Here is a 26,745-nt window from a genome sequence, read left to right on the forward strand (position 1 = left end):
ATGAAGCGTTCCTGACGCTCTCCGTCACGGTGCGTTGTTCGAGGCAAACCGCCGCAGTGGCCGAATCCGAATTCCGGCATTCTGCCCGATGCGGTCACCGATGCCGTGGACGCAGCGCACGGCCACATCCTGGCCCTGCTCATCCGTCGTCCTCCACGTGGGCGGGGATCGCTACGCAGCCACCATGGTGGTCCTGCCGGAAGGGCTGTACTTCGGCCGCCTGGGCACCGACAGCGCCCACGACCTCGTCGACACGTATCCGGCCGGCACCCTGGTCCTGCCCCACGTGCGCGGCCGCGCCGCGTTCTCGCTTCCAGCGCAGGCCGTCGAGCACGCCGCACGCCCGGCCGGCGGCATCACCGCCGTCGACGCGCTCGAACACCTCCGCGAGTCCGCCTGACCCGATTCGGACAGCCCCACAGTCGACGCGCATCTGGCGCAGCGCCGGTTCCGGGTGGTGGTGCGCGCAGGGAAGCCGCAGACTCCGTCCACCACGGATGCAGAGCCGGCGCACCGGTCGCCTGGAATCGGTGGATTGTCGAGGAACTACACGACGATTTCGTCCGAGCCGACTTGTCCACCCCGCTCCCCTCACCGGCGCGGTCCACCCACAGCGAAAACCCTGCGGCTCAATTACATCCGGCGGGTGAACATGGTGGATCTCGTCTACCTCGCCGTGGCAGCGGAAGTGCCGGCAGCAGACCTGCTGCAGCCGCGGCCCAATTGTTGCCGGATGACCGGGGGACTCCGACTTCGCGGGCGGCTGCGGGAATGCTCCAACCGCGGGCGCAACTCACCACCCGATCCTCTATCGGGAGGAGCCGCTACGGGGAGTGCTCGAGTCCCGTCTCGCTCGGTGACCTTCGGACCGTATGGACCCGATAAAGCTCGTGCTCGCCGGCGAAGCCTTTCAACGTGTACCTGCCGGCCGGCTCCGCGGCCACTGCCGCGCTGTCCAGCCGACGCATCGCCGCGACGTCGACGAGCACCTCGAGTGGTTTGGCGATCGAAGCGATGCGGCTCGCCCGGTTGAGCGGTCGACCGATCCAATCACCGGCACTGCGCACGGCAGTGCCCCATGCGATCCCGGCATGCAGCGGTGGAAGACCCTGCCGGTGCGCGGCAGCAAGGAGCTCCAGCACCACCGTGGCCAGACTCGTCGGGTCCGGGGACAGCAGCAGCACCGCGTCCCCGACGGTCTTCACGAACCGCACCGGCGGGGCCACCACATCCGTGGTCAGAGCATCGAGTCGATCGGCCAACTCACCGAGCTCCGATGGCGACAGTTGCTCCCCGAGACCGGTGAACCCGACCAGATCGGCGAAGCACACCGCGACCTCGTGTGCCCCGGGATCACGGTGATCGACCGTGTCGGCGTGGATCTGCTGACGCAGATACTGCCGAAGGCGCGTCGTGACGGCGCGACCGAGCAAGCGGGATTGAAACTCCGCGAACCGTCGCAGCTCGCGGGCATAGCGCAGTGCCATCTCGGGGTGATCGGCGTCGGCATCGAGCTGCCGCTGTATCAAGGACACGGTCGCGCCGGCGAGGGTCGCGGTATTTCTGCCCACAATCCGGGCGAACGCGAACAGGTCGGCGTCCGCGCCGCCCAGAGCGCGGTACTCGGCCAACAGCCGGGCCAGACGCAGGTCGTCCTCGCTGTAGTCCGCCGGCCCCGCGGTCGACACCCCACGGCCCATCGAGCGAAACCACCGCTCCACATCCGACCTGGAGAGGCCGGTCCGCCCCGAGATCTGTTCGATCGTGTAGGTGACCCCGCGGGGAGTCAACGCATCGTCGAACAGCAGATATCCCAGCTGGCCTCGCCGGGTGGCCTCGGTCAGCGCTGCCACGTTTGCGCCATGGTCGGCGAGGTGCAGCAGGACGCGGATGCGGCGTGCTCTGGATACTCCTCCCAGCCCGTCCAGCAAGCCGGCCGCCGCGAACTCACGAACGCGACGTCGGCGGCGGCACAGCCGGGACGGCGCGGACAGCAGACGCCTCGCCAACGAAAGGAGCACTTCTGGATTGTCCCGGCTCGCGCCGCCTCCTGTCCCAGGAGTCTCGCGTCCATGACGACGACGTCGAAACGACCGGCGTCGGACATGGCCACTGCTGCCGCAAACGTCACTCGGTACCTCGGGGTGACCCGGATGCCCTTCAGGATCAGCACTCGGTACCGGTGCCTCATGCAGCACACAGAACCCGGTCGGTCGATCGGGGCGATCGCCTCGACGTCGACGAGCCGTGCCTGAACGCCGTGGGCGAGCGCACCGAGAATCCGGGGCACCGCACCGCCGAGGATGCGATCCCTCGCGCTACCGGCTCCGGCCGACGGCCGGTGCTCTAATTCCTCCCCGACTCACACGGCCGCAACCCCCGAAAAAGCCTGTCCGGGTCGAGTTCGGCGGCGGGGGGAACGACCACACCGATCGCCCGGGCCTCGGTCACCGCCCGGGCGAGCAACAGGCGGGCCTGCTCGTAGCGGCACCGAAGGTCCTCGGGCAACGCAACATGGCGCAGTGCGACTCCGGCGGGGACCTCGTCGAGCGCCTCTGCGACCAGGGATCGCACGATGAGAATTCCTGTCTGCACACCCTCGACCGCCCAGCGTTGTTGCCAATCCATGCCGACCGCCCTCGACTCGGCTCAGCACCGATTTCACCTGCCGCAATTATCCGCCCCACAAGTCCCTGTAGTCACGCCTCGAAACTGGGCATCGCCGTCGGCGTCGGTGCACATCGTCCGTAGCTGCTCGAGGGGGACCGCTTCCGCGAGGGGTCTACTCCGCTTCGGCAGTGAAGTACCCCGCCAGGCGCGCCTCCGCGAGAGCGCGCCTCAACAGATCCGTTGCCTGCACCTCCAACACCAGGCCGATATAGACGAGATCCACCACGTCGGTGATTCCTTCGCCTCGTTCCAGGCGCAGGATCGTGTGGTAGCTGACGCCGCTCGCCTTGGCGAGAGCGCCGTGAGTCAGGTGCCTGCGGAGTCGCTCCACTCGAAATTCCTCGCCGAGGAACTCGAGGAGGGAGCGCGACGGTGAACTCACGCGGGCCGCCCCGCCCATCCGCACCGCACGCCCCAGAATCCCACCACCCCGCTGTCGCGTCGAGAACCAGCCGTGAGCATCATGACCTCACGGGTGGCGTCCACTGCGGGGCCGCACCGCGGGCACCGGCAACCGGTCGCTGAGGTCGATTCCGCGGTCGTCGGGACAGATGACCCGGCCATGACTCGAACCTACGTCACCGAACGTGCAGGCGACAGAAGTGCGGGCGACGAAACGGACCCGCCGCCGACCGGCCGAGGATCAGTGCTGAACCCCGTCAGGCCTCGGTGACACTGGGCTTCTGATCCTCGACAACAAAGCTGGCACGGGTGTGGATGGGCGCGCCCGGGCGCCGGACATAGGGAAGGACGCGGAAGTCGTTTCGCCACACCTGATGATCCAGGGCGACGCGCACGTATCCACGCTGCGCGTTGAAGAACTTCATGTCGGGATTGGCGGCCAGCAGGCGGCGCCCGGTGTCGTTCATGTCGGCGCCGTCGCCAGCTGAGGTAATCGACGTTCCCGAGAATTCCGCCGCAACGACCGGTGATTCCGGATCGGCGTAGTCCCGGCGCAAGTCGGCGACGATGTTCTGGTGGCGGTCCCCGGTGATCACCACCAGATTGCGGACGCCGCGATCCGCCGCAGCGCCGAGGACGGTGTTGCGATCGGCGACGTACCCGTCCCAGGAATCGGACGACACGACCGTCTCCGGCCCGGGATCGTTGTCGGTCTGGCCCATCGCCACCTGATTGCCGATGATCTGCCAACGGACCGCCGAGTCGATGAATCCATCGATCAGCCAGTCCCGTTGCGGTGCACCCAATATCGTGCGGTCGGTGTCGAGCCGGTCGGCGCAGTTCGCGGTGACGTCCTCCCCGCAGGCCTGCCGGTCCCGATATTGCCGTGTATCGAGCATGGTGATCTGCGCGAGATCACCGAAGCGATAGCGACGGTGCAGGCGCATCCCCGGCCCGGAGGGCCGCTGCGCGAGTCGCAGCGGCTGATGCTCGTACAGCGCCTGGAAGGCAGCAGCTCGGCGCCGACGGAACAGCGCGGAGATGCGATAGATGTCGATGCCCAGTCCCGGCGCATCGGCGGCCCAGTTGTTGTCGACCTCGTGATCGTCCATGGTCACAATCCAGGGAAAAGCTGCATGCGCGTCCCGCAGCGGCTGCTCCGCTTTGTACTGTGCGTAGCGCAACCGGTAGTCGGGCAGATCGACGGCTTCGTCACGGTCCACTCCCATCGACATTCCCTCACGGCCGCGCCTCCACCCGCGTTCGTAGATGTAGTCGCCCAGATGGACGACCAAATCGAGGTCCTCATCGCTCATGTGCTCGTATGCGGTGTAGAACCCCGAACTCCACGATTGACAGGAGGCGAACGCAAACCGCATCCGCGAGGTGGATTGTCCCGGAGCAGGGGCCGTGCGGGTCCGGCCCACCGGAGAGATCGCCGAGCCGGCACGAAACCGGTAGAAGTACCAGCGAGAGGGCTCCAAGCCGTGGATCTCCGGGTGCACGCTGTGGGCGAGTTCGCGCGTCGCGACAGCCGTACCGCGCGTCACCACCTGCCGGAAGCTCTCATCGTGCGCGACTTCGTATTCGACGGTCACCGGATCCCACCCCATGCCGCCGCGCCCGCCGGGGGCAAGCGGGTCCGGTGCCAGACGGGTCCACAGGACGACACCGTCCGGTGTCGGATCTCCCGATGCCACACCGAGTACGAACGGGTCATCTCCTCGCCACCGCGGCGCCGGCAAGCGCGCGCTGCTCACCCCCGACGTACCCACCAGCACCGCAGCCGCTCCGGCCATACCGACTCGCAACACCTGCCGACGGGAGAGGGACATACACCACGGTATATCCCGGCTGCGGTCAGCGAGCCGGACGACGGGGTGCATCACTATCGAGACTGCTCCAGGCCCGCTTCGGCCGCCGGTGCCGCCCTGGCAGCCCGAACCTCACCCGCCTGCCCCCGCACCGGCGCAGTACACGTCGCTCGTCGCCCCCGGCCCCGATTGGCTGGCCGAGCGGCTGTGCGACCGACGGATCGTCCGGCTGACGGGTCGTCTCGACCACGCTCGCGCTGCTCGACACCTCCGGCGACGACCCGGTGCAGCTGTGGCCGCACGACGTCGAGGCCGACCGGCAGCAGTTGCGGGCACTGCAGCAACACCTCGTGGACGTCTGCCGGCGCCCCGTGGAAGAGATCGCCGAGAACATGCGCGCACACCGGATCCTGACCGCCGAGCAGGCCCGTGACTACGGCCTGATCGACGCGGTCGGCGGGAACCGGACGCCGCCGCGCCGCGACCGCCGGGTGACGCGGCGGTCAGCCGAGGAACACCGCGACCCGATCCGCGAGATCGAGCAGCGGCTGCGGGAAGACGCCGAGCACCACCGTCATCACCGCCCCGGCGGCGACCGCGACGGTTGTCAGCACACTGGGCACCACGACCGTCGGGGCGTCGCGGTCCGGCTCGTCGAAGAACATCAGCACGATGACGCGCACGTAGAAGTACGCCGCGATCGCGCTGCTGACCACGCCGACGATCACGAGCGGAACGGCTCCGCTGCCCGCCGCCGCCCCGAACACGGCGAACTTGCTGACGAACCCGCTCGTGAGCGGGATGCCGGCGAACGCGAGGAGGAACAGGGCGAAGACCGCGCCGACGAGGGGTGAGCGCCGGCCGAGCCCCGCCCAGCGGGACATGTGGGTCGCCTCCCCGAGATCGTCGCGGACCAGGGTCACGACGGCGAACGCGCCGAGGGTGCTGAATCCGTAGGCGAACAGGTAGAACATCGTCGACGCCAGCCCCGCCCGGTCGGCGGCGATCAGGCCGGTGAGGATGAAGCCGGCGTGGGCGACCGACGAGTAGGCCAGCATCCGCTTCACGTCGTTCTGCGTCACGGCCAGCACCGATCCCGCCACCATCGTCAGGATCGCGACGCCCCACAGCAGGGGACGCCAGTCGTCGCGCAGCCCGGGCAGCGCCACGTAGAACACCCGCAGCATCGCGCCGAACGCCGCGACCTTGGTGGCCGCCGCCATGAAGGCGGTGATCGGTGTGGGCGCCCCCTGATAGACGTCGGGGATCCACGAGTGGAACGGCACCGCCCCGATCTTGAACAGCAGGCCCACCGCGAGCATCGCCGCGCCGATCAATGCCAGTGTGTCCCCGTCCGCGCGGCCCGCGACGGCGTCGGCGATGCCCGCCAACCGGACCGTGCCCGCGTAGCCGTACAGCAGCGCCACGCCGAAGAGGAAGAAGGCCGAGGAGAACGCGCCGAGCAGGAAGTACTTCAGTGCCGATTCCTGCGAGAGCAGGCGCTGCCGCCGGGCCAGGCCGCACAGCAGGTACAGGGGCAGCGACAGGACCTCGAGCGCGATGAACATCGTGAGCAGGTCGTTCGAGGCCGGGAACAGCAGCATCCCGCCGACCGCGAACAGCACCAACGGGAAGACCTCGGTCTGCGACATCCCCACCGCGGCGGCCTCGCGCTCGGCGAGGCTGCCCGGCACCGCGGACGCCTGCGGGGCGAATGCGTCGGCACCGCCGGCGCCCGTCGCCGCCGCCGCGCCCGGTCCCCCCGCAGTGGCGCCGCGGGCGCCCGGCTCGATTCCGCGTTCGGCGACGAGCAGCACCGCGAGGATCGAGACGAGCAGGATGGTGCCCTGCAGGAACAGAGTGGGCCCGTCGACCGCCACCGCGTCCACCGCGGCGGTGTACCCGGGCGCGGCCTCGGCGGAGAAGTCCAGCCCCGCGGCGAGCACGACGACGGCCACGAACGCGGCCACGAGACCGCCGAGCGCGAGCAGCAGCTGGCTCGCGTACCGGCCGCGGCGGGGAACGAACGCCTCGACGAGCACTGCGGCGACGGCCACCCCGAACACGATCAGCATGGGAGAGAGCGGGGCGTATTCGAGGTCGGGGGCCGGAATAGCCTGAGCGAGAACGGTGGTGCCGTCCGAGAGAGTCACCTGTGCGTCCCTCCGTGAGTGTCGGGCCCAGTCCCGCCGCCCGCGACGGGCTCGGCCGGCGCGGGCGGCGCCGGATCGGGCTGGTCGACCGTGACCAGGACCCGGCTCACCGCCGGGGTGATCACGTCGAGCGCGGGTTTCGGATACACGCCCAGGACGAGGAGCAACGCGATGAGCGGCACCACGACGGCGAGTTCGCGGGGCACCAGATCGGACACGTGCTCGTTGCCGTCGGTGACCGGTCCGGTCATCATGCGCTGGTACAGCCACAGCACGTAGATTGCCGAGAGGACGAGTGCGAGCACTGCGAACACGGCAGCAACCTGGTAGCGCGGATACGTGCCGATCAGCACCAGGAATTCGCTGACGAACGGCGCCAGACCGGGAAGGGACAGGGTCGCCAGTCCCGCGACGAGGAACGTGCCGGCCAGGACGGGGGCGACCTTGCGGACGCCACCGTAGGCGGCGATCGCGCGGGATCCCCGCCGGGAGACGAGGAACCCGGCGATCAGGAACAGCGCCGCGGTGGAGATGCCGTGGTTGACCATGTACAGCGTCGAACCGGCCTGCCCCTGGCTGGTCATCGCGAAGATGCCGAGGATGATGAACCCGAAGTGCGAGATGGAGGTGTAGGCGATCAGGCGCATCACGTCCGTCTGGCCGATGGCGACCGCCGCGCCGTAGACGATGCCGATCACCGCGAGCGTGACGATCACCGGCGCGAAGTACACCGACGACTCGGGAAACAGTTGCAGGCAGTAGCGCAGCATGCCGAACGTGCCGACCTTGTCGACCACGGCCATCATCAGCACCGCCCCGGCCGGGGTGGCCTGCACCGCGGCGCCGGGGAGCCAGGTGTGGAACGGCCACAACGGTGCCTTCACGGCGAAGGCGAACATGAAGCCGAGGAACAGCGCGTGGAGCACCACGGCGTCGGCGCCGAGACCGCCGCCGGTCACGGCGGCGACGATGTCTCGGAAGTCGAAGGTGCCGGCGCCCTGCCGGGCGGTGACCACGTACAGCCCGATGACCGCGGCCAGCATGATCAGTCCGCCGAACAGGTTGTAGAGCAGGAACTTCACCGCCGCGCGGGAGCGCTGCGTGCGATCCCCGAGACGATCCCCGAATCCTCCGATGAGGAAGTACATCGGAATGAGCATCGCTTCGAAGAAGATGTAGAACAGCAGCACGTCGAGGGCGGTGAACGACACCATCACCATCGCCTCGACCGTCAGCATCAGCGCCATGTACAGCTGCGTGGTGCGCCGCGGCGCGGATCCCCGGGCGGTCGCGGCGGACTCGGCCTGGGTCGCGTCGTTCCAGCCCGCCAGCATCAGCAGCGGAAGCAGCACCGCGGTCAGCAGCACCAGCACGAGCGCGATACCGTCGACGCCCAGCGTGTATCGGGTGCCCAGGGCCGGAATCCACTCGTGGGATTCGACGAACTGGTACTGCTCACCTGCCGGATCGAATCCGACCGCCAGTGCGCAGGCCAGTACGAGCACCACGGCCGCGACCGCCAGCGCCGTCGTCTTGGCGAGGCTTCGCATGCGGGAGGGAAGCGCGAGCACGACGACGGCACCGACGAGCGGCACCACCCACAGGGTCGTCAACCAGGGAACGTCGTCCACTACAGCCTCCCCAGCACCATCGCCGCGACCACGACGGCCGCGCCTACCAACATGGACAAGCCGTAGGACCGCACGAAACCGGTCTGCAGGTGCCGCATCCGGGCGGACAGGGCGCCGACCGTGGCGGAGATCCCGTCGACCGCGCCGTCGACGCCCTTGTCGTCGACGGTCACCAGGGTCGAGGTCAGGGACCGTCCGGGCCGCATGAACACCGCCTCGTTGACCGCGTCACCGTAGAGATCCCTGCGGGCGGCGACGGTGAACACCGACACCTCGGCGGGGGCGACCTCGGGAATGTCGCGCCGAGCGTACTGCCGGTAGGCCACCGCGGCACCGGCGAGCACGACGGCGAGGGTGAGGGTGGTGGTCACCCACACCGGCAGCAGGTGTTCGGCCTCGTACGTCCCCACCACCGGCTCGAGCCAGTTCTGCAGCGCTCCCCCCAGGCTGAGCGCAGCACCGGCGCCGACCGAACCCACGGCCAGCACGATCATGGGCACCGTCATCACAGCCGGCGCCTCGTGGGGATGGACGTCGGCGGCCCAGCGACGCCGGCCGAAGAAGGTCATCAGCATCACCCGCGTCATGTAGAACGCGGTGATGCCGGCACCGAGCAGGGCGGCCGTCCCGAGGACGACGCCTTCGGCGCCGCCCGCTCCGAAAGCGGCCTCGATGATCTTGTCCTTGGAGAAGAAGCCGGCGAACGGCGGGATGCCGATGATCGCGAGGTAGCCGAGGCCGAAGGTGACGAACGTGACGGGCATGACGGTGCGCAGGCCGCCGTAGCGGCGCATGTTCACCTCGTCGTTCATCCCGTGCATCACCGATCCGGCACCGAGGAACAGTCCGGCCTTGAAGAAGCCGTGGGTGAGCAGGTGCATGATCGCGAAGGCGTACCCGGCGGGACCGAGGCCGGCGGCGAGGACCATGTAGCCGATCTGGCTCATCGTCGACGCGGCGAGCGCCTTCTTGATGTCGTCCTTGGCGCAGCCGATGACGGCCCCGAACAGCAGGGTCACCGCGCCCACGAGCACGACGGCGAGTTGCGCGGTGGGGGCGAGGTCGAAGATCGCATCGGACCGGACGATCAGGTAGACGCCCGCGGTGACCATGGTGGCGGCGTGGATCAGCGCCGACACCGGTGTCGGGCCTTCCATCGCGTCACCGAGCCAGGACTGCAGCGGCACCTGCGCGGACTTGCCGCAGGCGGCGAGCAGCAGCACGAGGCCGAGTGCGGTGAGCACGCCGTCGCTCGCACCCTCGGCCCCGCCGAAGACGTCGTCGAAGGTGACGGAACCGAACGTCGCGAACATGATCATCATGGCGACGGCCAGGCCCATGTCGCCGACGCGGTTGACGACGAACGCCTTCTTCGCGGCGGTTGCGGCGGACGGCTTGTACTGCCAGAACCCGATGAGCAGGTACGAGGCGAGCCCGACACCCTCCCAGCCCACGTACAGGCCGAAGTAGTTGTCGGCGAGGACGAGCAGCAGCATCGCCGCAAGGAAGAGGTTGAGGTAGGCGAAGAACAATCGGCGCCCGGGAGCGGCGGAGCGACCCGACGCATCCGGAGCGGAGCCGGCGGAGCGACCCGACACATCCGGAGCGGAGCCAGCGGAGCGACCGGAGGGGTCGGGGCCGTGTGCCATGTACCCGATCGAGTAGATGTGGATGAGTGAGCCGACGCCGGTGATCAGCAGCACGAAGCACATCGACAGCTGGTCGAGCTGGAGCCCGAAGTCGATCTGCAGGCCCGCGACCGGTATCCATTCGAAGAGGCTCTGGTTCACGGCACGGTCGGCGGCGTCGCGGCCGAGCATGTCGACGAAGAGGGCGACCCCGAGCGCGAACGAGGCGAGTGCCGTCGCGCATCCGAGCAGGTGTCCCCACGTGTCGCTGCGCCGGCCGGCCAGCAGCAGCACAGCCGCGCCGAGCAGCGGCAGCGCAGGCAGCAGCCAGACGGTGGACGAGATTCCGCCGTTCATGCCGGTCCGCCCGTCGGGGCGCCGCCGGCGCGGGCCGTCGTCTCGGGCACGGTCGTCTCGGGCGCGGTCGTCTCGGGCACAGACTCCTCCTCGTGCGTGTGCGGACGGGCTGTCCGGGGTCGTCAGTACTTCAGGAGGTTGGCGTCGTCGACGGACACCGAACGCCGGGCGCGGAAGATGGTCATGATGATCGCCAGGCCGACGACGACCTCGGCGGCGGCGACGACCATGGTGAAGAACGCGATGACCTGACCGTCGAGGTTGCCGTGCATGCGGGCGAACGTGACGAACGCCAGGTTCGCGGCGTTGAGCATGAGCTCGATGCACATGAACACGACGATCGCGTTGCGGCGCAGCAGGACACCGGCCGCACCGATGGTGAACAACAGGGCGGACAGGTACAGGTAGTTCTCGGGGTTCACCGCGATCCCTCCTCACCGGACGAGCCGCGTCGGGGTGCGTCGCCCGCGCGTGGGCCGGCTGCTCCGTCGGCGGACATCGCCCGCCGCCGGAGCACCTCGCTGACCGACAGGTCCGAGTACGATCCGTCGGGCAGCCGGGCCGGCACGTCGACCGCGTTGTGGCGGGCGTAGACCCCGGGACTCGGCAGCGGGGTGGCGCGGCCGCCGGCGCGGAAGCGTTCCTGCGACAGTTCCTGCTGGGTCTTGCGCAGCCCGAAGCGTTCCCGATGGGCGAGGACCATGGCGCCGATCGTGGCGGTGATCAGCAGGGCTCCGGTGAGTTCGAACGCCCAGACGTACCGTACGAAGATCAGCTCGGCCAGGCCGGCGATGTTGCCTGCGGCGTTCGCGTCGTCGAGGCCGGCGAACCCCCCGACGGCGGCGTTGCCGAGACCGCCGACGAGCAGCAGCCCGAATCCGAGGCCGGCCGCGATCGCGGCGACCCGCTGGCCGCGCAGGGTCTCGACGAGCGCGTCGGAGGAATCGACGCCGACGAGCATGACCACGAACAGGAACAGCATCATGACCGCCCCCGTGTACACCACGATCTGCACGACGCCGAGGAACAACGCGTCCTGGGCGATGTAGAACACCGCGAGGATGATCATGGTGACGGCGAGGAACATCGCCGAGTACACGGCCTTGGTCGCGGTGACGACGCCCAGTGCGCCGATCACCGCGAGTGTTCCGAGGATCCAGAACAGCACGGCCTCACCGGTGGACGTGCGGGTGAAGGCCTCGGCCGCCAGCAGCGCCGGAGTCATCGGGTCCATCGAGACCACTCCCCTCTCCGCCGGTCACGCCACATCGCGGCCGCCTCGCGGCTGCGTCGGTTCCCGGTCGGCTTCGACGGTTCCGTCGGCGGCCGACGTGGTGCCGGGCGCGGCCTCGGTCACCGTGCCGAGGTAGTAGTCCTCGTCCGTCGTGCCCGGGTACATGTCGTGGGGCGGGGCGGCCATGCCGGGCGCGAGCGGCGCGAGCAGCCTGGTCTTGTCGTAGATCAGGTCGGTCCGGTTGTCGTCGGCCATCTCGTACTCGTTGGTCATGGTCAACGCCCGCGTCGGGCAGGCCTCGATGCACAGCCCGCACCCGATGCACCGCAGGTAGTTGATCTGGTAGACGCGTCCGTAGCGCTCCCCCGGCGAGTATCGCTCGGTGTCGGTGTTGTCCGCACCCTCGACGTAGATGGCGTCGGCGGGGCACGCCCAGGCACACAGTTCGCACCCGATGCACTTCTCCAGTCCGTCGGGATGGCGGTTGAGCTGATGTCGGCCGTGGTAGCGCGGTGCGGTCGGTTCCTTCTGCTCGGGGTAGCGCTCGGTCTGGGCCTTGTGGAACATCGCCCTGAAGGTCACTCCGAATCCCGCGATGGGATCGAGGAAGTCAGGCATCGCGGTTCTCCTCGGTGCTCGGATCGGAACGGCGCCCGGCGCCGGCTGCGGCGACGGGGGTGCGTCGCCGCCGCGGCGGCAGCGTCTGGCCGGGCAGCGGCGGGACGGGGAAGCCCCCGGCCATCGGGTCGAACGGCTCGGCGGTCGCCGCAGTCGGAGGGGCCGCCGTCCCGCCGGGGGTCCCGGTGGGCCGGGGGCGGCCGGCGCGCATGCGGTTCCACATGAGCGACGGCACCGCCAGGGCGACGACGACACCCGCCGCGGCGAGGACGATCTGCCACCGGTCCAGGCCCTCCGTGCGCAGGACGCGGATCACGGCGACGACCATGATCCAGGCGAGCGCCACCGGAATCAGCACTTTCCAGCCCAGGTTCATGAACTGGTCGTACCGCAGCCGGGGCAGTGTGCCGCGCAACCATACGAACAGGAACAGGAATCCCCACACCTTGAGGACGAACCAGAGCAGCGGCACCCAGCCGGAGTTCGCGCCCTCCCACATGTTCAGCGGCCACGGCGCGCGCCAGCCGCCGAGGAACAGGGTGGTGGCCAGCGCCGAGACCGTCACCATGTTGACGTACTCGGCGAGCATGAACATCGCGAACTTCAGCGACGAGTACTCCGTGTGGAAGCCGCCGACGAGTTCACCCTCGGCTTCGGGCAGGTCGAACGGTGCCCGGTTGGTCTCGCCGACCATCGCCGTGACGTAGATCAGGAACGAGGGCAGGAGCAGGAAGACGTACCAGACGCCGTCCTGGGCGGCGACGATGCCGGAGGTGGACAGCGTGCCCGACAGCAGGAAGACGGCCGCGAACGAGAGGGCCATCGCGATCTCGTAGGAGATCACCTGCGCCGTCGAGCGCAGACCGCCCAGCAGCGGGTAGGTGGACCCGGACGCCCAGCCGGCGAGCACGATGCCGTAGACGCCGATCGAGGTGGCCGCGAGGATGTACAGCACGGCCACGGGCAGGTCCGTCAACTGCAGCGGCGTGCGCTGGCCGAACACGGAGACCACCGGCCCGAGCGGGATGACGGCGAACGCCATGAACGCCGGCACTGTCGCGATGATCGGCGCGAGGACGTAGATGGGTTTGTCCACGCCCGCGGGCACGATGCCCTCCTTCAGGGCGAGTTTGACGCCGTCGGCGAGGCTCTGCAGCAACCCGCGCGGGCCCACCCGGTTCGGGCCGACCCGCATCTGCATGCGCGCCAGGATCTTTCGCTCCGCAAGAATCGCGACGAGCACCGTCAACACCAGGAAGGCGAAGACGGCCACCGCCTTGACGACGACCAGCCACCACGGATCCTGACCGAACGACGCCGGATCGGGGTACCCGGACTGCGCCGACAGGGCGCCGGGAACCGGCACCGCCGCGGCGCCGAACAGAACGGCGTCACTCATCGGTCACCTCCTGCGACCGGGCGTCGCCCCGGCTGATCCGGACGGTGTCCCCCACGGACGCGGCCAGTTGCCGATGCACCGCGCATCCCGGCGAATTGAGCGGCACCCACACGACCCGGTCGGGCATGTCGGCGATCGCCAAGGGCAGCGTGATCGAGCCCCGGTCCGTCGCGACGGTCACCGGATCCCCGGCGTCGGCGCCGATCTCGGCGGCGGTGACGGCGGACAGCCGGGCCACCGGCCGGCGGGCGGTCCCGGCGAGATGCGGTTCGCCGTCCTGCATCCGTCCGCGGTCGAGGAGCATCCGCCATCCCGCGAGCACCGCCTCACCGGGGCCCGGCTGCGGGCGGTCCCGCGGCGCGACGTCCGGCGGACCGGCAGGTGCGCCGTCCCAGGAACCCAGCGCCACGAGCTCGTCGAGAGCCGCCGCGGCGTCGACGAGGCCGAGGCGGACGCCCATCTCGTCGGCGATCGCGCCGAGGACCCGCTGATCCGGCAGGGCGCCGGTGTTGCGCAACGCGGCGGCGAAGGGGCGCGCCCGGCCCTCCCAATCGAGGAAGGTTCCCGGTTTCTCCACCGCGGGTGCGACGGGGAAGACGACGTCGGCCCGGTCGGTGATCGCGCTGCGCCGCAGTTCCAGGCTGACGACGAAGCCGGCGGCGTCGACCGCGGCGACAGCGGCGTGCGGGTCGGGCAGGTCGTCGACGTCGACCCCGCCGATCACCAGGGCTCCGAGCGTGCCCGACGCGGCGTCGGCGAGGATCTGCGCCGTGTCCCGGCCGGCGGACGGCGGCAGGTCCGGCACGCCCCAGACGGCGGCGACCTGGCGTCGGGCGTCGGCGTCGGTGACCGGGCGGGCGCCGGGCAGAAGTCCCGGCAGGGTCCCGGCCTCCAGCGCACCGCGTTCACCGGCCCGCCGCGGGATCCACGCCAGCCGCGCGCCGGTGTCGTCGGCGAGACGGCCGACGGCCGACAACGCCCCCGGCACCGCGGCCAGCCGCTCCCCCACCAGGACGACCGCACCGGGTCGGCGCAGGAGCTCGGCGGTCTCCGCTTCGTCCCGGTGTCCGGGCCGACCGGCGAGGCGGAGGGTGTCGAGCAGGTCCGGTTCGGCGCCCGGGACGGCCGGCAGGAGCCGGCCGGACAGCTTCTCGAGGCCACGGCTCGCGAACGGTGCGATCGCGCGCACCGCCAGCCCCCGCCTGCGGACCGCCTTGCGCAGCCGCAGGAACACGATGGGCGACTCGTCCTCGGGCTCGAATCCGGCGAGCAGCACCGCGGGGGCGTTCTCGAGGTCGTCGTAGGTCACGGCGCCGGCGCCGGGCCACCGGCCGGCGACCCGGGCCGCCAGGAATTGTGCCTCCTCCGCGGAATGCGGACGCGACCGGAAGTCGATGTCGTTGGTGTCCAGGCCGATACGCGCGAACTTGCCGTACGCGTACGCGTCCTCGACGGTGACGCGGCCGCCGACGAGCACGCCGGTACGGCCGCGCGCGGCGGTGAGGCCGCGGGCGGCGACCCGCAGGGCGTCGCGCCACGAGGCGGGTGCGAGCGTGCCGTCGTCGCCCCGGACCAACGGGGTGGTGAGGCGGTCGGGCTGGGTGGCGTAGGTGAAGGCCCACCGGCCCTTGTCGCAGTTCCATTCCTCGTTGACCTGCGGGTCGTCACCGGCCAGCCGGCGCAGCACCGTGCCGCGCCGGTGGTCGGTGCGCTGGGCGCAGCCGCTGGCACAGTGTTCGCACACGCTCGGGCTCGACACCAGGTCGAACGGCCGGGCGCGGAACCGGTAGGCCGCCCCCGTGAGCGCGCCGACCGGGCAGATCTGCACGGTGTTGCCGGAGAAGTAGGACTCGAACGGTTCCTTCTCGTAGATGCCGACCTGCTGCAGGGCGCCGCGTTCCATCAGTTCGATGAAGGGGTCGCCGGCGATCTGCTGGGAGAACCGTGTGCACCGGGCGCAGAGCACGCATCGCTCGCGGTCCAGGAGGATCTGCGAGGAGAGCGAGATCGGTTTGGGGAACGTGCGTTTGACCTCGGTGAAGCGGGACTCGGCACGCCCGTTCGACATTGCCTGGTTCTGCAGGGGACATTCGCCGCCCTTGTCGCAGACCGGGCAGTCCAGCGGATGGTTGATCAACAGCAGCTCCATCACGCCCTTCTGCGCCTTGTCGGCCACAGGCGACGTCAGCTGCGTGTGCACGACCATGCCGTCCGTCACCGGGGTTGTGCACGAGGCGACGGGCTTGCGCTGGCCCTCCACGTCGACCAGGCACTGGCGGCACGCGCCGACGGGTTCGAGCAGCGGGTGGTCGCAGAATCGGGGAATCTGGACGCCGAGCAGTTCCGCGGCGCGGATGACGAGGGTGCCCTTCGGGACGCTGATCTCGACGCCGTCGACGACGACGGTCACCAGATCGGGCGGGGTCGGCAGGCCGGTGGTGTCGTGGTTGGTGTGGACGCTCATCGCGTACCCCCGTCGTTCGGTCGGCCCGCACCGGCCCCCGCCATGAGGGTGGACAGGTGCGGGTCGAACGGGCAGCCGCCGTGCTCGAAGTGCGCCAGGTACTCGTCGCGGAAGTATTTGATCGACGACGTGATGGGGCTGGTCGCGCCGTCGCCGAGTGCGCAGAACGACCTGCCGAGGATGTTGTCGGAGAGGTCGAGCAGCTTGTCCAGGTCGGCTCCGGTTCCGTCGCCTCGCTCGAGCCGCCGCAGGATCTGCACCAGCCAGTAGGTGCCCTCCCGGCACGGTGTGCACTTGCCGCACGACTCGTGCGCGTAGAACTCGGTCCAGCGCAGCACCGCGCGCACCACGCAGGTGGTCTCGTCGAAGATCTGCAGTGCCTTGGTGCCCAGCATGGAGCCGGCCCCGGCGACGCCTTCGTAGTCGAGCGGGACGTCGAGGTGCTCGTCGGTGAAGAGCGGCGTCGACGAGCCGCCGGGGGTCCAGAACTTCAGCCGGTGCCCGGCCCGCACGCCGCCCGCGTAGTCGAGCAGTTCCCGCAGGGTGATTCCCAGGGGCGCCTCGTACTGGCCGGGTGTCGTCACGTGACCGGACAGGGAGTAGAGCGTGAAGCCCGGTGACTTCTCGGTGCCCATGGAGCGGAACCACTCGATCCCGTTGTGGAGGATCGACGGCACGCTCGCGATCGACTCGACGTTGTTGACGACCGTCGGGCGCGCGTACAGGCCCGCGACGGCGGGGAACGGCGGGCGCAGCCGGGGCTGGCCGCGTCGGCCCTCGAGGGAATCCAGCAGCGCGGTCTCCTCACCGCAGATGTACGCCCCGGCGCCGGCGTGCACGACGAGTTCGAGGTCGTAGCCGCTGCCGAGGATGTCGCGGCCGAGGAAGCCCGCGGCGTAGGCCTCGGCGACCGCGGCCTGCAGCCGGCGCAGCACCGGCACCACCTCGCCGCGGACGTAGACGAAGGCGTGCGCGGCGCGGATGGCGTACGCCGCGATGACGGCGCCTTCGACGAGCGCGTGCGGTGTGGCCAGCAGCAGGGGCATGTCCTTGCAGGTGCCCGGCTCGGATTCGTCGGCGTTGACCACCAGGTAGTGGGGTTTGCCGTCACCCTGGGGGATGAAGCTCCACTTCACGCCGGTGGCGAAGCCGGCGCCGCCGCGGCCGCGCAGGCCCGCCTCCTTGACGGTGGCGATCACCTCGTCCGGGGGCATGCGCAGTGCCTTGCGCAGGCCCTCGTATCCGTCGTGGCGGCGGTAGGTATCGAGTGTCCAGGACTCGGGCTCGTCCCAGTACCGGCTCAGGACAGGGGTCAACGGCACGTCAGCCTCCTTCGGATCGGGGTCCGGCGACCGGGCCCGGGTCGGAGGACTGTTCCGGCTCCGGCGCGGGGGCCCGCATGCCCCGCTCACGGGCGATGCGCAGGCCCGCGAGCGATGCCGCACCCGCGCTGCCGCCCGCCGCCAGGGCGCCGGGACGCTCGTCCGGGAACCCGGCGAGGATGCGGGCGGTCTGCCGGAAGGTGCACAGCGGTGCGCCCCGGGTGGGCGTGACGGGGCGGCCGGCGCGCAGGTCGTCGACGAGCGCGCGGGCCGAGTCCGGGGTCTGGTGGTCGAAGAACTCCCAGTTGACCATCACGACGGGTGCGAAGTCGCAGGCGGCGTTGCATTCGAGGTGCTCGAGGGTGATGGTGCCGGCCTCGGTGGCGTCGCCGGCGGCGTCCTCCGCGGTGCCGGCGGCTGCGGTGCGCAGCCCGAGGTGTCCCTCGAGCGCTTCGAGGATCTCGTCGCCGCCCATGATCGCGCACAGGGTGTTGGTGCAGACGCCGACGAGGTAGTCGCCGGTGGGCTCGCGCCGGTACATGGAGTAGAACGTGGCCACCGCGCCGACCTCGGCGCCGGTGAGCCCGAGCCGGTCGGCGCAGAACTCGACGCCGGCCGGGGTGATGTACCCGTCCTCGGACTGCACCAGGTGCAGCAGCGGCAGCAGGGCGGAGCGTGGCTGCGGGTAGCGGCCGATGATCTCCGCGGCGTCGGTCTCGAGGCGGGCCCGCACGTCCGCCGGGTACCGCTCGCGGGCGCCCGGCCGCACCAATCGGGTCCGCTCCTCGGGTCGTGGGCCGAATTGGATGAACACCGGGCCGGGGGCCGGGTCCGGCTCGATCGCTACTCGCTGCTCCTGCGTCAACGGTCCACTCCCCCCATCACGGGATCGATGCTGGCGACCGCGGCGATGACGTCGGCGACCATGCCGCCCTCGCACATCGCGGACACCGCTTGCAGGTTCGTGAAGGACGGGTCCCGGAAGTGCACCCGGTACGGCCGGGTGCCGCCGTCGCTGACCATGTGCACGCCCAGTTCCCCGCGCGGGGACTCGACGGCGGTGTACACCTGGCCGGGTGGGACGCGGAAACCCTCGGTGACGAGCTTGAAGTGGTGGATCAGGCCCTCCATCGAGTTGCCCATGATCTTCCGGATGTGCTCCGGGGAGTTACCGAGACCGTCCGCGCCGAGGGACAGGTCGGCCGGCCACGCGATCTTCTTGTCCTCCACCATGACCGGCCCGGGTCGCAGCCGGTCGAGACACTGCTCGACGATCCTGATCGACTGCTTCATCTCGTCGATCCGGATCAGGTAGCGGCCGTAGGCGTCGCATCCGGTGTCGGTGCACACGTCGAACTCGTAGGTGTCGTAGCCGCAGTACGGTTGCGACTTGCGCAGGTCGTGCGGCAGGCCGGTCGAGCGCAGGACGGGGCCGGTGATGCCGAGGGCCATGCAGCCGGTCAGGTCGAGGTAGCCGATGCCCTGGGTGCGGGCCTTCCAGATGTGGTTCTCATTGAGCAGGTCCGCCATGTCCCGCAGCCGCCGGGGCAGCAGGTCGAGCAGGTCGCGGATCTTCTCGACCGCCCCGGCCGGCAGGTCCTGCGCGAGCCCGCCCGGACGGATGTAGGCGTGGTTCATGCGCAGACCGGTGATCGTCTCGAACACGTCGAGGATCAGTTCCCGCTCCCGGAAACCGAGGAACATCGCGGTCATCGCGCCGAGTTCCATGCCGCCGGTGGCCAGGGCGACGAGGTGCGAGGAGATCCGGTTGAGCTCCATGAGCAGCACGCGGATCACGGTGGCCCGTTCGGGGATCGCGTCGGTGATGTCGAGCAGCTTCTCGACGCCGAGGCAGTAGGCGGTCTCGTTGAAGAACGGCGACAGGTAGTCCATCCGGGTGACGAAGGTGACGCCCTGGGTCCAGGTGCGGTATTCGAGGTTCTTCTCGATGCCGGTGTGCAGGTAGCCGATTCCGCAGCGGGCCTCGGTGACGGTCTCGCCCTCGATCTCGAGCACGAGCCGCAGGACGCCGTGGGTCGACGGGTGCTGGGGCCCCATGTTGACCACGATGCGTTCGTCGCCGCGGTCGGCGGCCGAGGCGCGGGCGGCCTCGACGATGCTGTCCCAGTCCTCGCCGACGACGGTGTGGACCGGCCCCTCGGTGATGTCGGTCATCAGCTGTACGCCCTCCGCTCGTCGGGCGGCGGGATCTCCGCCCCGTGGTACTCGACGGCGATGCCGCCGAGCGGATAGTCCTTGCGTTGCGGATGCCCCGACCAGTCGTCGGGCATCTCGATGCGGGTCAGCGACGGGTGGCCGTCGAACACGATCCCGAAGAAGTCGTAGGTCTCGCGCTCGTGCCAGTCGTTGGTCGGATACACCCCGTACAGCGACGGGATGTGGGGGTCGGCGTCCGGGGCCGACACCTCGAGCCGGATGCGGCGGTTGTGGGTGATCGACATGAGCGGGTACACCGCGTGCAGTTCGCGGCCGGTGTCCTGCGGGTAGTGCGCCCCGTCGACGCCGAGGCACAGTTCGAAGCGCAGGTCCGGTTCGTCGCGCAACCGCCGGGCCACCTCGGGAAGGTGCTCGCGACGGACGTGGAAGGTCAGCTCACCGCGGTGGACGACGACCTTCTCGATCGCCGCCTCGACATCCACCCCGGACTCGGTGACGGCGGCGTGCAGGGCGTCGGCCACGTCGTCGAAGTACCCGCCGTACGGGCGCGGGGTGCTCCCGGGCAGGGTCACCGGGCGTACGAGCCGCCCGTAGCCGGAGGTGTCGCCGCTGCCGCGGACCCCGAACATGCCCGTGCGGACGCCGATCACCTCGGCGCCGCCGTCGGGCCGCGCCGGCAGCGTTCCCTCGGGGCCGGTGGTGGCCGCCCGGTCCACCGGCAGTGCGGTGTCCTGCGCGCGCGTCGCGGGATCCGTAGGGCGCGAGGACCGTTCGTTGTCGGAGGAGGAGGTCACCGGGCCGACCCCCGCACCTGGAGGGTGGGCACGACGGGCCGGGCGGCAGCCAGGGCCGCCTCCTCGGCGGCCTGCACGGCCTTCTCCCGGTCCACGCCGAGCGGCATCTGCTGGATCTTCTCGTGCAGCATCAGGACGGCGTGCAGCAGCATCTCCGGCCGGGGCGGGCACCCGGGTAGGTAGATGTCGACGGGAACGATGTGGTCGACACCCTGGACGACGGCGTAGTTGTTGAACATGCCGCCCGAGGAGGCGCACACACCCATGGCCAATACCCATTTCGGCTCGACCATCTGGTCGTAGACCTGCCGCAGCACCGGGGCCATCTTCTGGCTGACCCGGCCGGCGACGATCATGAGGTCGGCCTGTCGCGGCGAGGCGCGGAACGCCTCCATCCCGAACCGTGCGATGTCGAACCGCGGCGACACGGTGGTCATCATCTCGATCGCGCAGCACGCGAGCCCGAAGGTCGCGGGCCACAGCGAACCCTTGCGCGCGAAACCGGCGAAACTCTCCACCGTGCTCAGCAGAAAGCCGCTCGGCAACTTCTCCTCGAGACCCATGTCCGACTCTTATCACTTTCGGTCGGTGTTCGAATCCATTACGGCACAATCCCATTCCCTGTCGCAGTCATTCCCAGCCGAGACCACCCCGCCGCCACTCGTAGACGTAGGCGACGGCGACGTTGAACACGAACAGCGCCATCGCGGCCAGCCCGAAGACCCCCAGGGCATCGAGGTGCACGGCCCACGGATAGAGGAACACGATCTCGATGTCGAAGATGATGAACAGCATGGCCGTCAGGTAGTACTTCACCGGGAACCTGCCGCCGCCCGGCGGCTGCGGCGTCGGGTCGATCCCGCACTCGTAGGCTTCGAGCTTGGCTCGGTTGTAGCGGCTCGGGCCGATCACCGAGGACACGACGACCGAGAACACCGCGAAGGCGACCGCGATCCCTCCGAGCACGAGGATCGGGATGTAGACGTTCATGGCGCCTGGCTCCTCTCCGTGCGAGCCGGCCACCCGCGCCGACCCCGTTGCCCTTGCCGACCTCCACCGGCCGCTGGGGCCGAACGATCACGATACGGAGACAGTGCCGTGAGTCACTTCAACCGCATCATTGTGATGTACGGCTCAGCCTACCGGCGCGGTGTCCCGCCGAGGCGGATACGACGCGGCGCGATTTCTCCGTTTCGCCCGACCCTTGCGGGGGTGCCGGGACGCCGGGACCGGCAGATCGCCCGGACCGTGGGCCGATGCCGGCGCCCGCTTCGCGCCGCCCTCAGGTGGTGCTGCGGCCGCGCAGCAGCGCGACGACCGTCTCCGCGAGGCGGAACGGGTCGAGAGGCCGCGGCACCGCGGCCTCGGCGCGGGACCAGTCGGCCAGCCACGCGTCGTCCGCCCGGCCGGTCAGCACGACGACGGGCGGGCACTGTTCGAGTTCGTCCTTGAGTTGCTTGGCGATCCCCATCCCACCGGCGGGGGCCGCCTCGCCGTCCAGGATCGCGAGGTCGATACCACCGGCGTCCATGCGGCGGATCACCATCGGCTCGGTCGCCACCTCGACGAAGTCGAGTTCGGGGAGTTCGGGATCGGGTCGCCGGCCCAGCGCCCGGGTGACCTGCTCGCGCGTGTCGGCGTCGTCGCTGTAGACGAGAACGCGCAGGGCGGCAGGACGGCTGGTACTCGCGGTCGAGTCGGTCACGGAGCAGATGCTACTGGCCGGAACGGAGGGGCCCGGGAGGCGAGCCGCGGCACGCACGGCTCGCGGCCGCCTGCGCCCCGCCGGTCCCGCCGACGGCAGGCGACCGGTCCCAGTGCTCACCTGGCGTTACCGGGTGAGGAGAGCCAGGCTGCCACGAGGGCCGGTCACACCGCCGATTCTACTCGCCCGGAAGAGCTTCGGAATCTCCCGGCCCCTTCCCCTCGGAACCGGCGGTGGCCTGGGCGTACCGGTGTTCCGGCAGCACCAGCATGCGGGCGTACGCGATCGCTCGGGGCGTGGTCGCGAAGACGTGCCGCTCCTCGCTGTCCTTGGTGGTGAAGACACCCAGCGCGGACAGCGGCCGCAGGTGCTCCGGTTTGGCCCCGGAGATCAGGACCGTGATGTGCCGGTGCTCGAGCTTGGTGATGGCGTCCTTGAGGACGAGGGCGCCGGTGGCGTCGATGGCCGTCACCCGGGACATGCGCAGGATCACGACCTTGACGTCCGTGACGTCGGCGAGCTCGAGCAGGAATCGGTGGGCCGCGGCGAAGAACAGAGCGCCGTCGATCCGGTACGCGACGATGTGCTCACGCAACAGCTCGTGTTCCTCGGCGGCGTGATCCCCTTCCTCGTCGAGGGGAACCTGCTCGATCCGGGCGGACTTCGCGACCGCCCGCAGCGCGAGCACCGCAGCGAACCCGACACCGATCGCGACCGCCGTCACGAGGTCGAGGGCGACGGTGACCAGGAACGTCACCGTCATGACGATCGCATCCGCGCGGCTCGCCCGCGTGATCGCGACGATCGAGGCGGTCTCGACCATGCGCACCGTGGTGGCGAGCAGAACGCCGGCGAGCGCGGCAAGGGGGATCTGGGCGACGAGCGGCGAGGCGAGGTAGACGATCCCGGCGAGGATGACGGCGTGGGTGAGGGCGGACAGCCGGGACCGCGCCCCCGAGCGGACGTTGACGGCCGTCCGGGCGATCGCGCCCGTGGCCGGAACGCCGCCGAATAGGGGGGCGGCGATGTTGGCCAGGCCCTGCCCGAACAACTCCCGGTCCGGGTCGTGCCGGGTGCCGACGCTCATCGAATCCGCGGCGGTCGCGGACAGCAGCGATTCGAGGGCCGCGAGCGCGGCCACCGCGAGCGCCGGCGCGAGAAGCGACGTCAGCTCACCCAGGTCGAGGAATCCGAGGCTGGGGGCGCTGAAGCCGGACGGGATGGACCCGATCCGCGTGACGTCCAGATGGAACAGCTGTGCGACGACGGTGGCCACCACCACCGCGACGAGCGAGAACGGCAGCTTCGGCAGGTACCGGCCGCCGATCAGGATGGCCGCCGCGACAAGCACCGCCACGACCGTGGGCAGAAGGGACGGCTGGTCGACGAACTGCCGGGCGGCGTCGAACGCGCTCTGCCACACCTTCTCCCCCTCGGCGTGGGCGATGCCGAGCGCGGCCGGAACCTGCTGCAGGGCGATGACCACGGCGATCCCGGCGGTGAAGCCCTCGATCACCGGGGCGGGCATGAACCGCACCGCCCGGCCGATGCCGGCGAAGGCGAGGACGACGAGAACGACGCCGGCGACGAGTCCCACCGCGAGGACGCCGGAGGCGCCGTGCTCGTGGAAGATCGGCACCAGGACGACGGTCATCGCGCCGGTCGGGCCCGACACCTGGAAGCGGGAGCCGCCGAACACGGCGGCGACCGCTCCCGCGACGACGGCGGTGGCGAGGCCCGCCGCGGCCCCGAGACCGGAGCTGATGCCGAAGCCGAGCGCGAGGGGCAACGCGACGAGGGCGACGACGAGTCCGGCGGTCAGATCGGCGCGGGGCGAGCGCAGGGCCGGTTTCCACTCGACCCAGCGCGGCATCAGCGCGGCGACCGACCGCGCGGCGCGAGCCACGACGGTGCCGGCTCCCGCCGCCTCTTCCTCGGTGCGCCCGGTCACCGCATCCTGCTGCTCTGTCGACATCGACATCGTGCCTCCACCACAAACAATAAATAAGCACTTAATAAAGTCTGCAATCAATGCGCGCGAAGCGCCCCGATGCGCGACCGGCTCAGCGGCGCGCTCGGCCCGCCGGTTCGGCTACGTCGTCCTCGAGCAGCTCCGCCTGTCCGGCGACCACCCCCGTGAGGATGGCGCGGGCGACGCCCAGCAGTTCCGCGACCCGCGGCGACGTCAGCGCGTACGTCACCGACAGCCCCTCCCGGCGCGCGGTGACCAGGCCTGCGCGCCGGAGGATCGCCAGTTGCTGGGAGAGATTGGCGGGTTCGATCCCCACCTCGGGCAACATCTCGGAGACGGCATGCTCGCGCTCGCTGAGCAGCTCGAGGACGCGGATGCGCGCCGGATGTCCGAGCGTCTTGAAGAAGTCGGCCTTCATCCGATAGAGGGGCTGACGCGCCTGCGCGACCATCACCGTTCCCGTCGTCCGAGCCACCGCCGGCGGGCGATGCCGTTACTTGCGTAGTTTAGCAATCAAAGAGGTAGGGTGTGCGTGACATGCGACACACCGGACACCGACACCGTCGGCACCCGGCGCGGTTCGGGAACGCGCCGCACGCCCGAGCCGGGCGAGGCTCGCGGACATCTGCGCGGGCGAGACCCGCGGAAGCCGCACGCGACGCAGGTACGCGGGGTCGGTCACCGCGGACCAGTCGCAGGTCTGGCTCACCGCAGCGCCCCCGGTCGTCCCGGTGAAGGACCACTCCCACCGGATGCCGAGCGGCGGCGTGTCCGGGTTGGCCGGCAGCCACGCCAGCAGCCGGTCGGGTTCGAACGCCACCACGTGGTTGACCACCGGATACGCGCTGCGCCCGGGCAAGTGCACCTGCGCGGAGAAGCGCTGGCCGACGGCGGTGATCGGGGGCTGCCCCGCGGGCACCTGCACCGTGCCCGAGCCGTCGATCTCGCTGTGCCGCAGCGGGTCCCGCATCACCCCGAACAGCGCCGCGGCCGACACCGGTATCGTGGCCTCGACCCGGACCGATGTCGTCGTGCGCACCACGCGCACCCCGGCCCCACCGATGTCGCCGACCCCTGCCGCTTCTCCCCCATCGTTCACGCCGCACATCGTGCCACCTCGGCGCGCAATCGCTGCGCGGCGTCCGGAGCGTGATCCGGGTCGAACGCGCATATCGCGCCGGGCGGCGGGGTATGCGTGCAAAGGTGGAACCGCCACCGATCACGGGAGGAAGCACATGATTGTCCGCAGAATTGCCCGCCCCATGCTCGCGTCGGTCTTCGTCGCCGGGGGCATCGACGCGCTGAGAGACTCGTCCACCAAGGCGGCGGCAGCGCAGCCGGGACTCGACCGGGCGGTGGGCATGCTGCCCGACACGGTGACGCAGAAGCTCCCGGACTCGGTGAGCGAGAAGCTCACGAACGATCCGGAGACACTCGTGCGGATCAACGCCGCCGTGCAGATCGGGGCGGGTGCGCTGCTCGCGGTCGGGAAGGCACCGCGGCTGGCGGCTCTTGCCCTGGCCACCACGCTCGTGCCCACGACGGTGGCGGGTCACGACTTCTGGAACGTCGAGGATGCGGAGGCCCGGGCCATCCAGCGCACCCAGTTCCTCAAGAACGTCAGCCTGCTCGGCGGGCTGATCATCACCGCGGTGGACACCGAAGGCAAGCCGTCGCTGGGGTGGCGCGGACGGCGGGCCGCACGGCGCGCCCAGGAGGCCGTCGCCGGTGTCCTGCCTCATCAGGACGACGGCGCGGGCGAAGCGGTCACCGAGAGCCTGCACAAGGTGGCCGAGCGGGTCCGGGTCCTGTCGGAGGAGGCAGCGGAGGTGGCCGGCACCGCCCGTGAGCGCGGAAGCCACCTGCTGGGCGTTGCCCGCGAGCGCGGACCCGAGCTCGCCGAGGTCGCCCGCGAGCGCGGCACGCACCTGCTCGACGTCGCCCGCGAACGCGGCCCCGAACTCGCCGACGTCGCCCGCGAACGCGGCACCGAACTGCTCGACGTCGCCCGCGAACGCGGCCCCGAACTCGCCGACGTCGCCCGCGAACGCGGCACCGAACTCGCCGACGTCGCCCGCGAACGCGGCACCGAACTGCTCGACGTCGCTCGCGAACGCGGCCCCGAACTCGCCGAGGTCGCCCGGGAACGGAGTTCGCTGCTGTGGGGCACGGCCCGTGAGCGCGGCCCGGAGCTGGCGAAGGTCGCCCGCGAGCGGGCGCTGACGGCGGAGGAGCGTTCCCTGTTGCTGGCGCAGCAGGCCCGTCACCGCGCCGAGGAGGCCCTCACCCGCGCCCGCCTGCAGTTGCAGCGCTGACAGCACGGTCCCGCACCCGGCGATTCTGCGCGGGTGCGGGACCGCCACTAGACTTCTTGGGCACTTCGTGGCGGCGCACCCGCCGCCCG

Annotated in this window: 24 protein-coding genes; 2 read left to right on the forward strand and 22 right to left on the reverse strand. The window is 70.4% G+C overall.

Translation table 11 applies throughout. From position 1 onward, the window contains the following. Positions 1-184 precede the first annotated feature (184 nt). Entirely contained in the window at positions 185-400 is a 216-nt protein-coding gene (locus tag HFP48_RS14960; protein ID WP_168579709.1) for a hypothetical protein, read from the forward strand. Positions 401-824: 424 nt separating this feature from the next. Here the strand turns inward: HFP48_RS14960 and HFP48_RS14965 are convergent, their stop codons facing one another. The 22 genes from HFP48_RS14965 to HFP48_RS15075 all read right to left on the reverse strand — a co-directional run bounded on the left by HFP48_RS14965 (position 825) and on the right by HFP48_RS15075 (position 25,440). Beyond that, complete coding sequence (locus HFP48_RS14965) at positions 825-2,021, reverse strand: adenylate/guanylate cyclase domain-containing protein (protein ID WP_168580581.1); 1,197 nt, start codon at positions 2,019-2,021, stop codon at positions 825-827. Positions 2,022-2,346: 325 nt separating this feature from the next. After that, a complete protein-coding gene (locus HFP48_RS14970; RefSeq protein ID WP_050035304.1) occupies positions 2,347-2,628 on the reverse strand; it encodes a hypothetical protein in 282 nt (93 codons plus the stop codon). A 154-nt stretch (positions 2,629-2,782) separates the two neighbouring features. After that, positions 2,783-3,052 (reverse strand): helix-turn-helix transcriptional regulator, encoded by a 270-nt coding sequence (locus tag HFP48_RS14975; protein WP_168579710.1) that lies wholly within the window; start codon positions 3,050-3,052, stop codon positions 2,783-2,785. Between the two features lie 277 nt (positions 3,053-3,329). Further along, the gene (locus tag HFP48_RS14980; protein WP_168579711.1) at positions 3,330-4,907 is read right to left on the reverse strand and encodes an alkaline phosphatase D family protein; all 1,578 of its coding nucleotides are present in this window, start codon (positions 4,905-4,907) and stop codon (positions 3,330-3,332) included. Positions 4,908-5,389: 482 nt separating this feature from the next. Further along, a complete protein-coding gene (nuoN, locus tag HFP48_RS14990; protein ID WP_168579712.1) occupies positions 5,390-7,039 on the reverse strand; it encodes an NADH-quinone oxidoreductase subunit NuoN in 1,650 nt (549 codons plus the stop codon). Then, a complete protein-coding gene (locus tag HFP48_RS14995) occupies positions 7,036-8,670 on the reverse strand; it encodes an NADH-quinone oxidoreductase subunit M (protein ID WP_168579713.1) in 1,635 nt (544 codons plus the stop codon). The genes nuoN and HFP48_RS14995 overlap by 4 nt, the downstream gene beginning before the upstream one ends. Beyond that, positions 8,670-10,655, reverse strand: a complete 1,986-nt coding sequence (gene nuoL, locus HFP48_RS15000; RefSeq protein ID WP_168579714.1) for an NADH-quinone oxidoreductase subunit L — start codon at positions 10,653-10,655, stop codon at positions 8,670-8,672. The genes HFP48_RS14995 and nuoL overlap by 1 nt, the downstream gene beginning before the upstream one ends. Before the next feature lie 122 nt (positions 10,656-10,777). Beyond that, positions 10,778-11,077, reverse strand: a complete 300-nt coding sequence (nuoK, locus tag HFP48_RS15005) for an NADH-quinone oxidoreductase subunit NuoK (RefSeq protein WP_006930999.1) — start codon at positions 11,075-11,077, stop codon at positions 10,778-10,780. Beyond that, the gene (locus tag HFP48_RS15010; RefSeq protein ID WP_210432838.1) at positions 11,074-11,880 is read right to left on the reverse strand and encodes an NADH-quinone oxidoreductase subunit J; all 807 of its coding nucleotides are present in this window, start codon (positions 11,878-11,880) and stop codon (positions 11,074-11,076) included. Before HFP48_RS15010 ends, nuoK begins: the two co-directional genes overlap by 4 nt. A 33-nt stretch (positions 11,881-11,913) precedes the next feature. Further along, positions 11,914-12,507, reverse strand: coding sequence for an NADH-quinone oxidoreductase subunit NuoI (nuoI, locus tag HFP48_RS15015; protein WP_029543953.1), 594 nt, complete (start codon positions 12,505-12,507; stop codon positions 11,914-11,916). Then, a complete protein-coding gene (gene nuoH / locus HFP48_RS15020) occupies positions 12,500-13,855 on the reverse strand; it encodes an NADH-quinone oxidoreductase subunit NuoH (protein WP_168580582.1) in 1,356 nt (451 codons plus the stop codon). Before nuoH ends, nuoI begins: the two co-directional genes overlap by 8 nt. A 43-nt stretch (positions 13,856-13,898) precedes the next feature. Next, complete coding sequence (locus HFP48_RS15025) at positions 13,899-16,370, reverse strand: NADH-quinone oxidoreductase subunit G (protein ID WP_168579716.1); 2,472 nt, start codon at positions 16,368-16,370, stop codon at positions 13,899-13,901. Next, positions 16,367-17,692: an NADH-quinone oxidoreductase subunit NuoF gene (gene nuoF / locus HFP48_RS15030; protein ID WP_006931004.1), complete on the reverse strand. Its 1,326-nt coding sequence runs from the start codon at positions 17,690-17,692 to the stop codon at positions 16,367-16,369. The genes HFP48_RS15025 and nuoF overlap by 4 nt, the downstream gene beginning before the upstream one ends. 1 nt (position 17,693) lies before the next feature. Then, a complete protein-coding gene (gene nuoE, locus HFP48_RS15035) occupies positions 17,694-18,557 on the reverse strand; it encodes an NADH-quinone oxidoreductase subunit NuoE (RefSeq protein WP_050035311.1) in 864 nt (287 codons plus the stop codon). Continuing rightward, entirely contained in the window at positions 18,554-19,858 is a 1,305-nt protein-coding gene (gene nuoD / locus HFP48_RS15040) for an NADH dehydrogenase (quinone) subunit D (RefSeq protein ID WP_170914107.1), read from the reverse strand. The genes nuoE and nuoD overlap by 4 nt, the downstream gene beginning before the upstream one ends. An 8-nt stretch (positions 19,859-19,866) precedes the next feature. Then, positions 19,867-20,550 (reverse strand): NADH-quinone oxidoreductase subunit C, encoded by a 684-nt coding sequence (locus tag HFP48_RS15045; protein WP_246872568.1) that lies wholly within the window; start codon positions 20,548-20,550, stop codon positions 19,867-19,869. A gap of 110 nt (positions 20,551-20,660) precedes the next feature. After that, positions 20,661-21,227: an NADH-quinone oxidoreductase subunit B gene (locus HFP48_RS15050; protein WP_006931008.1), complete on the reverse strand. Its 567-nt coding sequence runs from the start codon at positions 21,225-21,227 to the stop codon at positions 20,661-20,663. A 67-nt stretch (positions 21,228-21,294) separates the two neighbouring features. Then, positions 21,295-21,654, reverse strand: a complete 360-nt coding sequence (locus HFP48_RS15055; RefSeq protein WP_003937927.1) for an NADH-quinone oxidoreductase subunit A — start codon at positions 21,652-21,654, stop codon at positions 21,295-21,297. 292 nt (positions 21,655-21,946) lie between these two features. Next, on the reverse strand, positions 21,947-22,369 hold the full coding sequence (locus HFP48_RS15060) for a response regulator transcription factor (RefSeq protein WP_029543962.1): 423 nt from the start codon (positions 22,367-22,369) through the stop codon (positions 21,947-21,949). A gap of 178 nt (positions 22,370-22,547) precedes the next feature. After that, positions 22,548-24,350, reverse strand: coding sequence for a SulP family inorganic anion transporter (locus HFP48_RS15065; RefSeq protein ID WP_072635356.1), 1,803 nt, complete (start codon positions 24,348-24,350; stop codon positions 22,548-22,550). A gap of 82 nt (positions 24,351-24,432) precedes the next feature. Beyond that, positions 24,433-24,792 (reverse strand): metalloregulator ArsR/SmtB family transcription factor, encoded by a 360-nt coding sequence (locus tag HFP48_RS15070; protein WP_029543966.1) that lies wholly within the window; start codon positions 24,790-24,792, stop codon positions 24,433-24,435. Positions 24,793-24,834: 42 nt separating this feature from the next. Further along, on the reverse strand, positions 24,835-25,440 hold the full coding sequence (locus HFP48_RS15075; protein ID WP_246872424.1) for a hypothetical protein: 606 nt from the start codon (positions 25,438-25,440) through the stop codon (positions 24,835-24,837). 136 nt (positions 25,441-25,576) lie between these two features. Between HFP48_RS15075 and HFP48_RS15080 the strand changes: the two genes are divergently transcribed. Continuing rightward, the gene (locus HFP48_RS15080; RefSeq protein WP_083662524.1) at positions 25,577-26,656 is read left to right on the forward strand and encodes a DoxX family protein; all 1,080 of its coding nucleotides are present in this window, start codon (positions 25,577-25,579) and stop codon (positions 26,654-26,656) included. Positions 26,657-26,745 lie beyond the last annotated feature (89 nt).

This window comes from Rhodococcus sp. DMU1, assembly GCF_012272955.1.
In the GTDB taxonomy this organism is placed as follows: domain Bacteria; phylum Actinomycetota; class Actinomycetes; order Mycobacteriales; family Mycobacteriaceae; genus Rhodococcus; species Rhodococcus aetherivorans.

Coding starts and splice junctions, on each gene's coding strand:
- HFP48_RS15055 (WP_003937927.1), bottom strand. CDS start 21,654: ATGAACGTCTACATCCCGATCCTCGTGCTCGGAGGGATCGCGGTCGCC.
- HFP48_RS15025 (WP_168579716.1), bottom strand. CDS start 16,370: ATGAGCGTCCACACCAACCACGACACCACCGGCCTGCCGACCCCGCCC.
- HFP48_RS15070 (WP_029543966.1), bottom strand. CDS start 24,792: ATGGTCGCGCAGGCGCGTCAGCCCCTCTATCGGATGAAGGCCGACTTC.
- HFP48_RS15080 (WP_083662524.1), top strand. CDS start 25,577: ATGATTGTCCGCAGAATTGCCCGCCCCATGCTCGCGTCGGTCTTCGTC.
- nuoI (WP_029543953.1), bottom strand. CDS start 12,507: ATGCCTGACTTCCTCGATCCCATCGCGGGATTCGGAGTGACCTTCAGG.
- HFP48_RS14970 (WP_050035304.1), bottom strand. CDS start 2,628: ATGGATTGGCAACAACGCTGGGCGGTCGAGGGTGTGCAGACAGGAATT.
- HFP48_RS14960 (WP_168579709.1), top strand. CDS start 185: ATGGTGGTCCTGCCGGAAGGGCTGTACTTCGGCCGCCTGGGCACCGAC.
- HFP48_RS15010 (WP_210432838.1), bottom strand. CDS start 11,880: ATGACTCCGGCGCTGCTGGCGGCCGAGGCCTTCACCCGCACGTCCACC.
- HFP48_RS15065 (WP_072635356.1), bottom strand. CDS start 24,350: ATGTCGATGTCGACAGAGCAGCAGGATGCGGTGACCGGGCGCACCGAG.
- HFP48_RS15050 (WP_006931008.1), bottom strand. CDS start 21,227: ATGGGTCTCGAGGAGAAGTTGCCGAGCGGCTTTCTGCTGAGCACGGTG.
- nuoL (WP_168579714.1), bottom strand. CDS start 10,655: ATGAACGGCGGAATCTCGTCCACCGTCTGGCTGCTGCCTGCGCTGCCG.
- HFP48_RS14980 (WP_168579711.1), bottom strand. CDS start 4,907: ATGTCCCTCTCCCGTCGGCAGGTGTTGCGAGTCGGTATGGCCGGAGCG.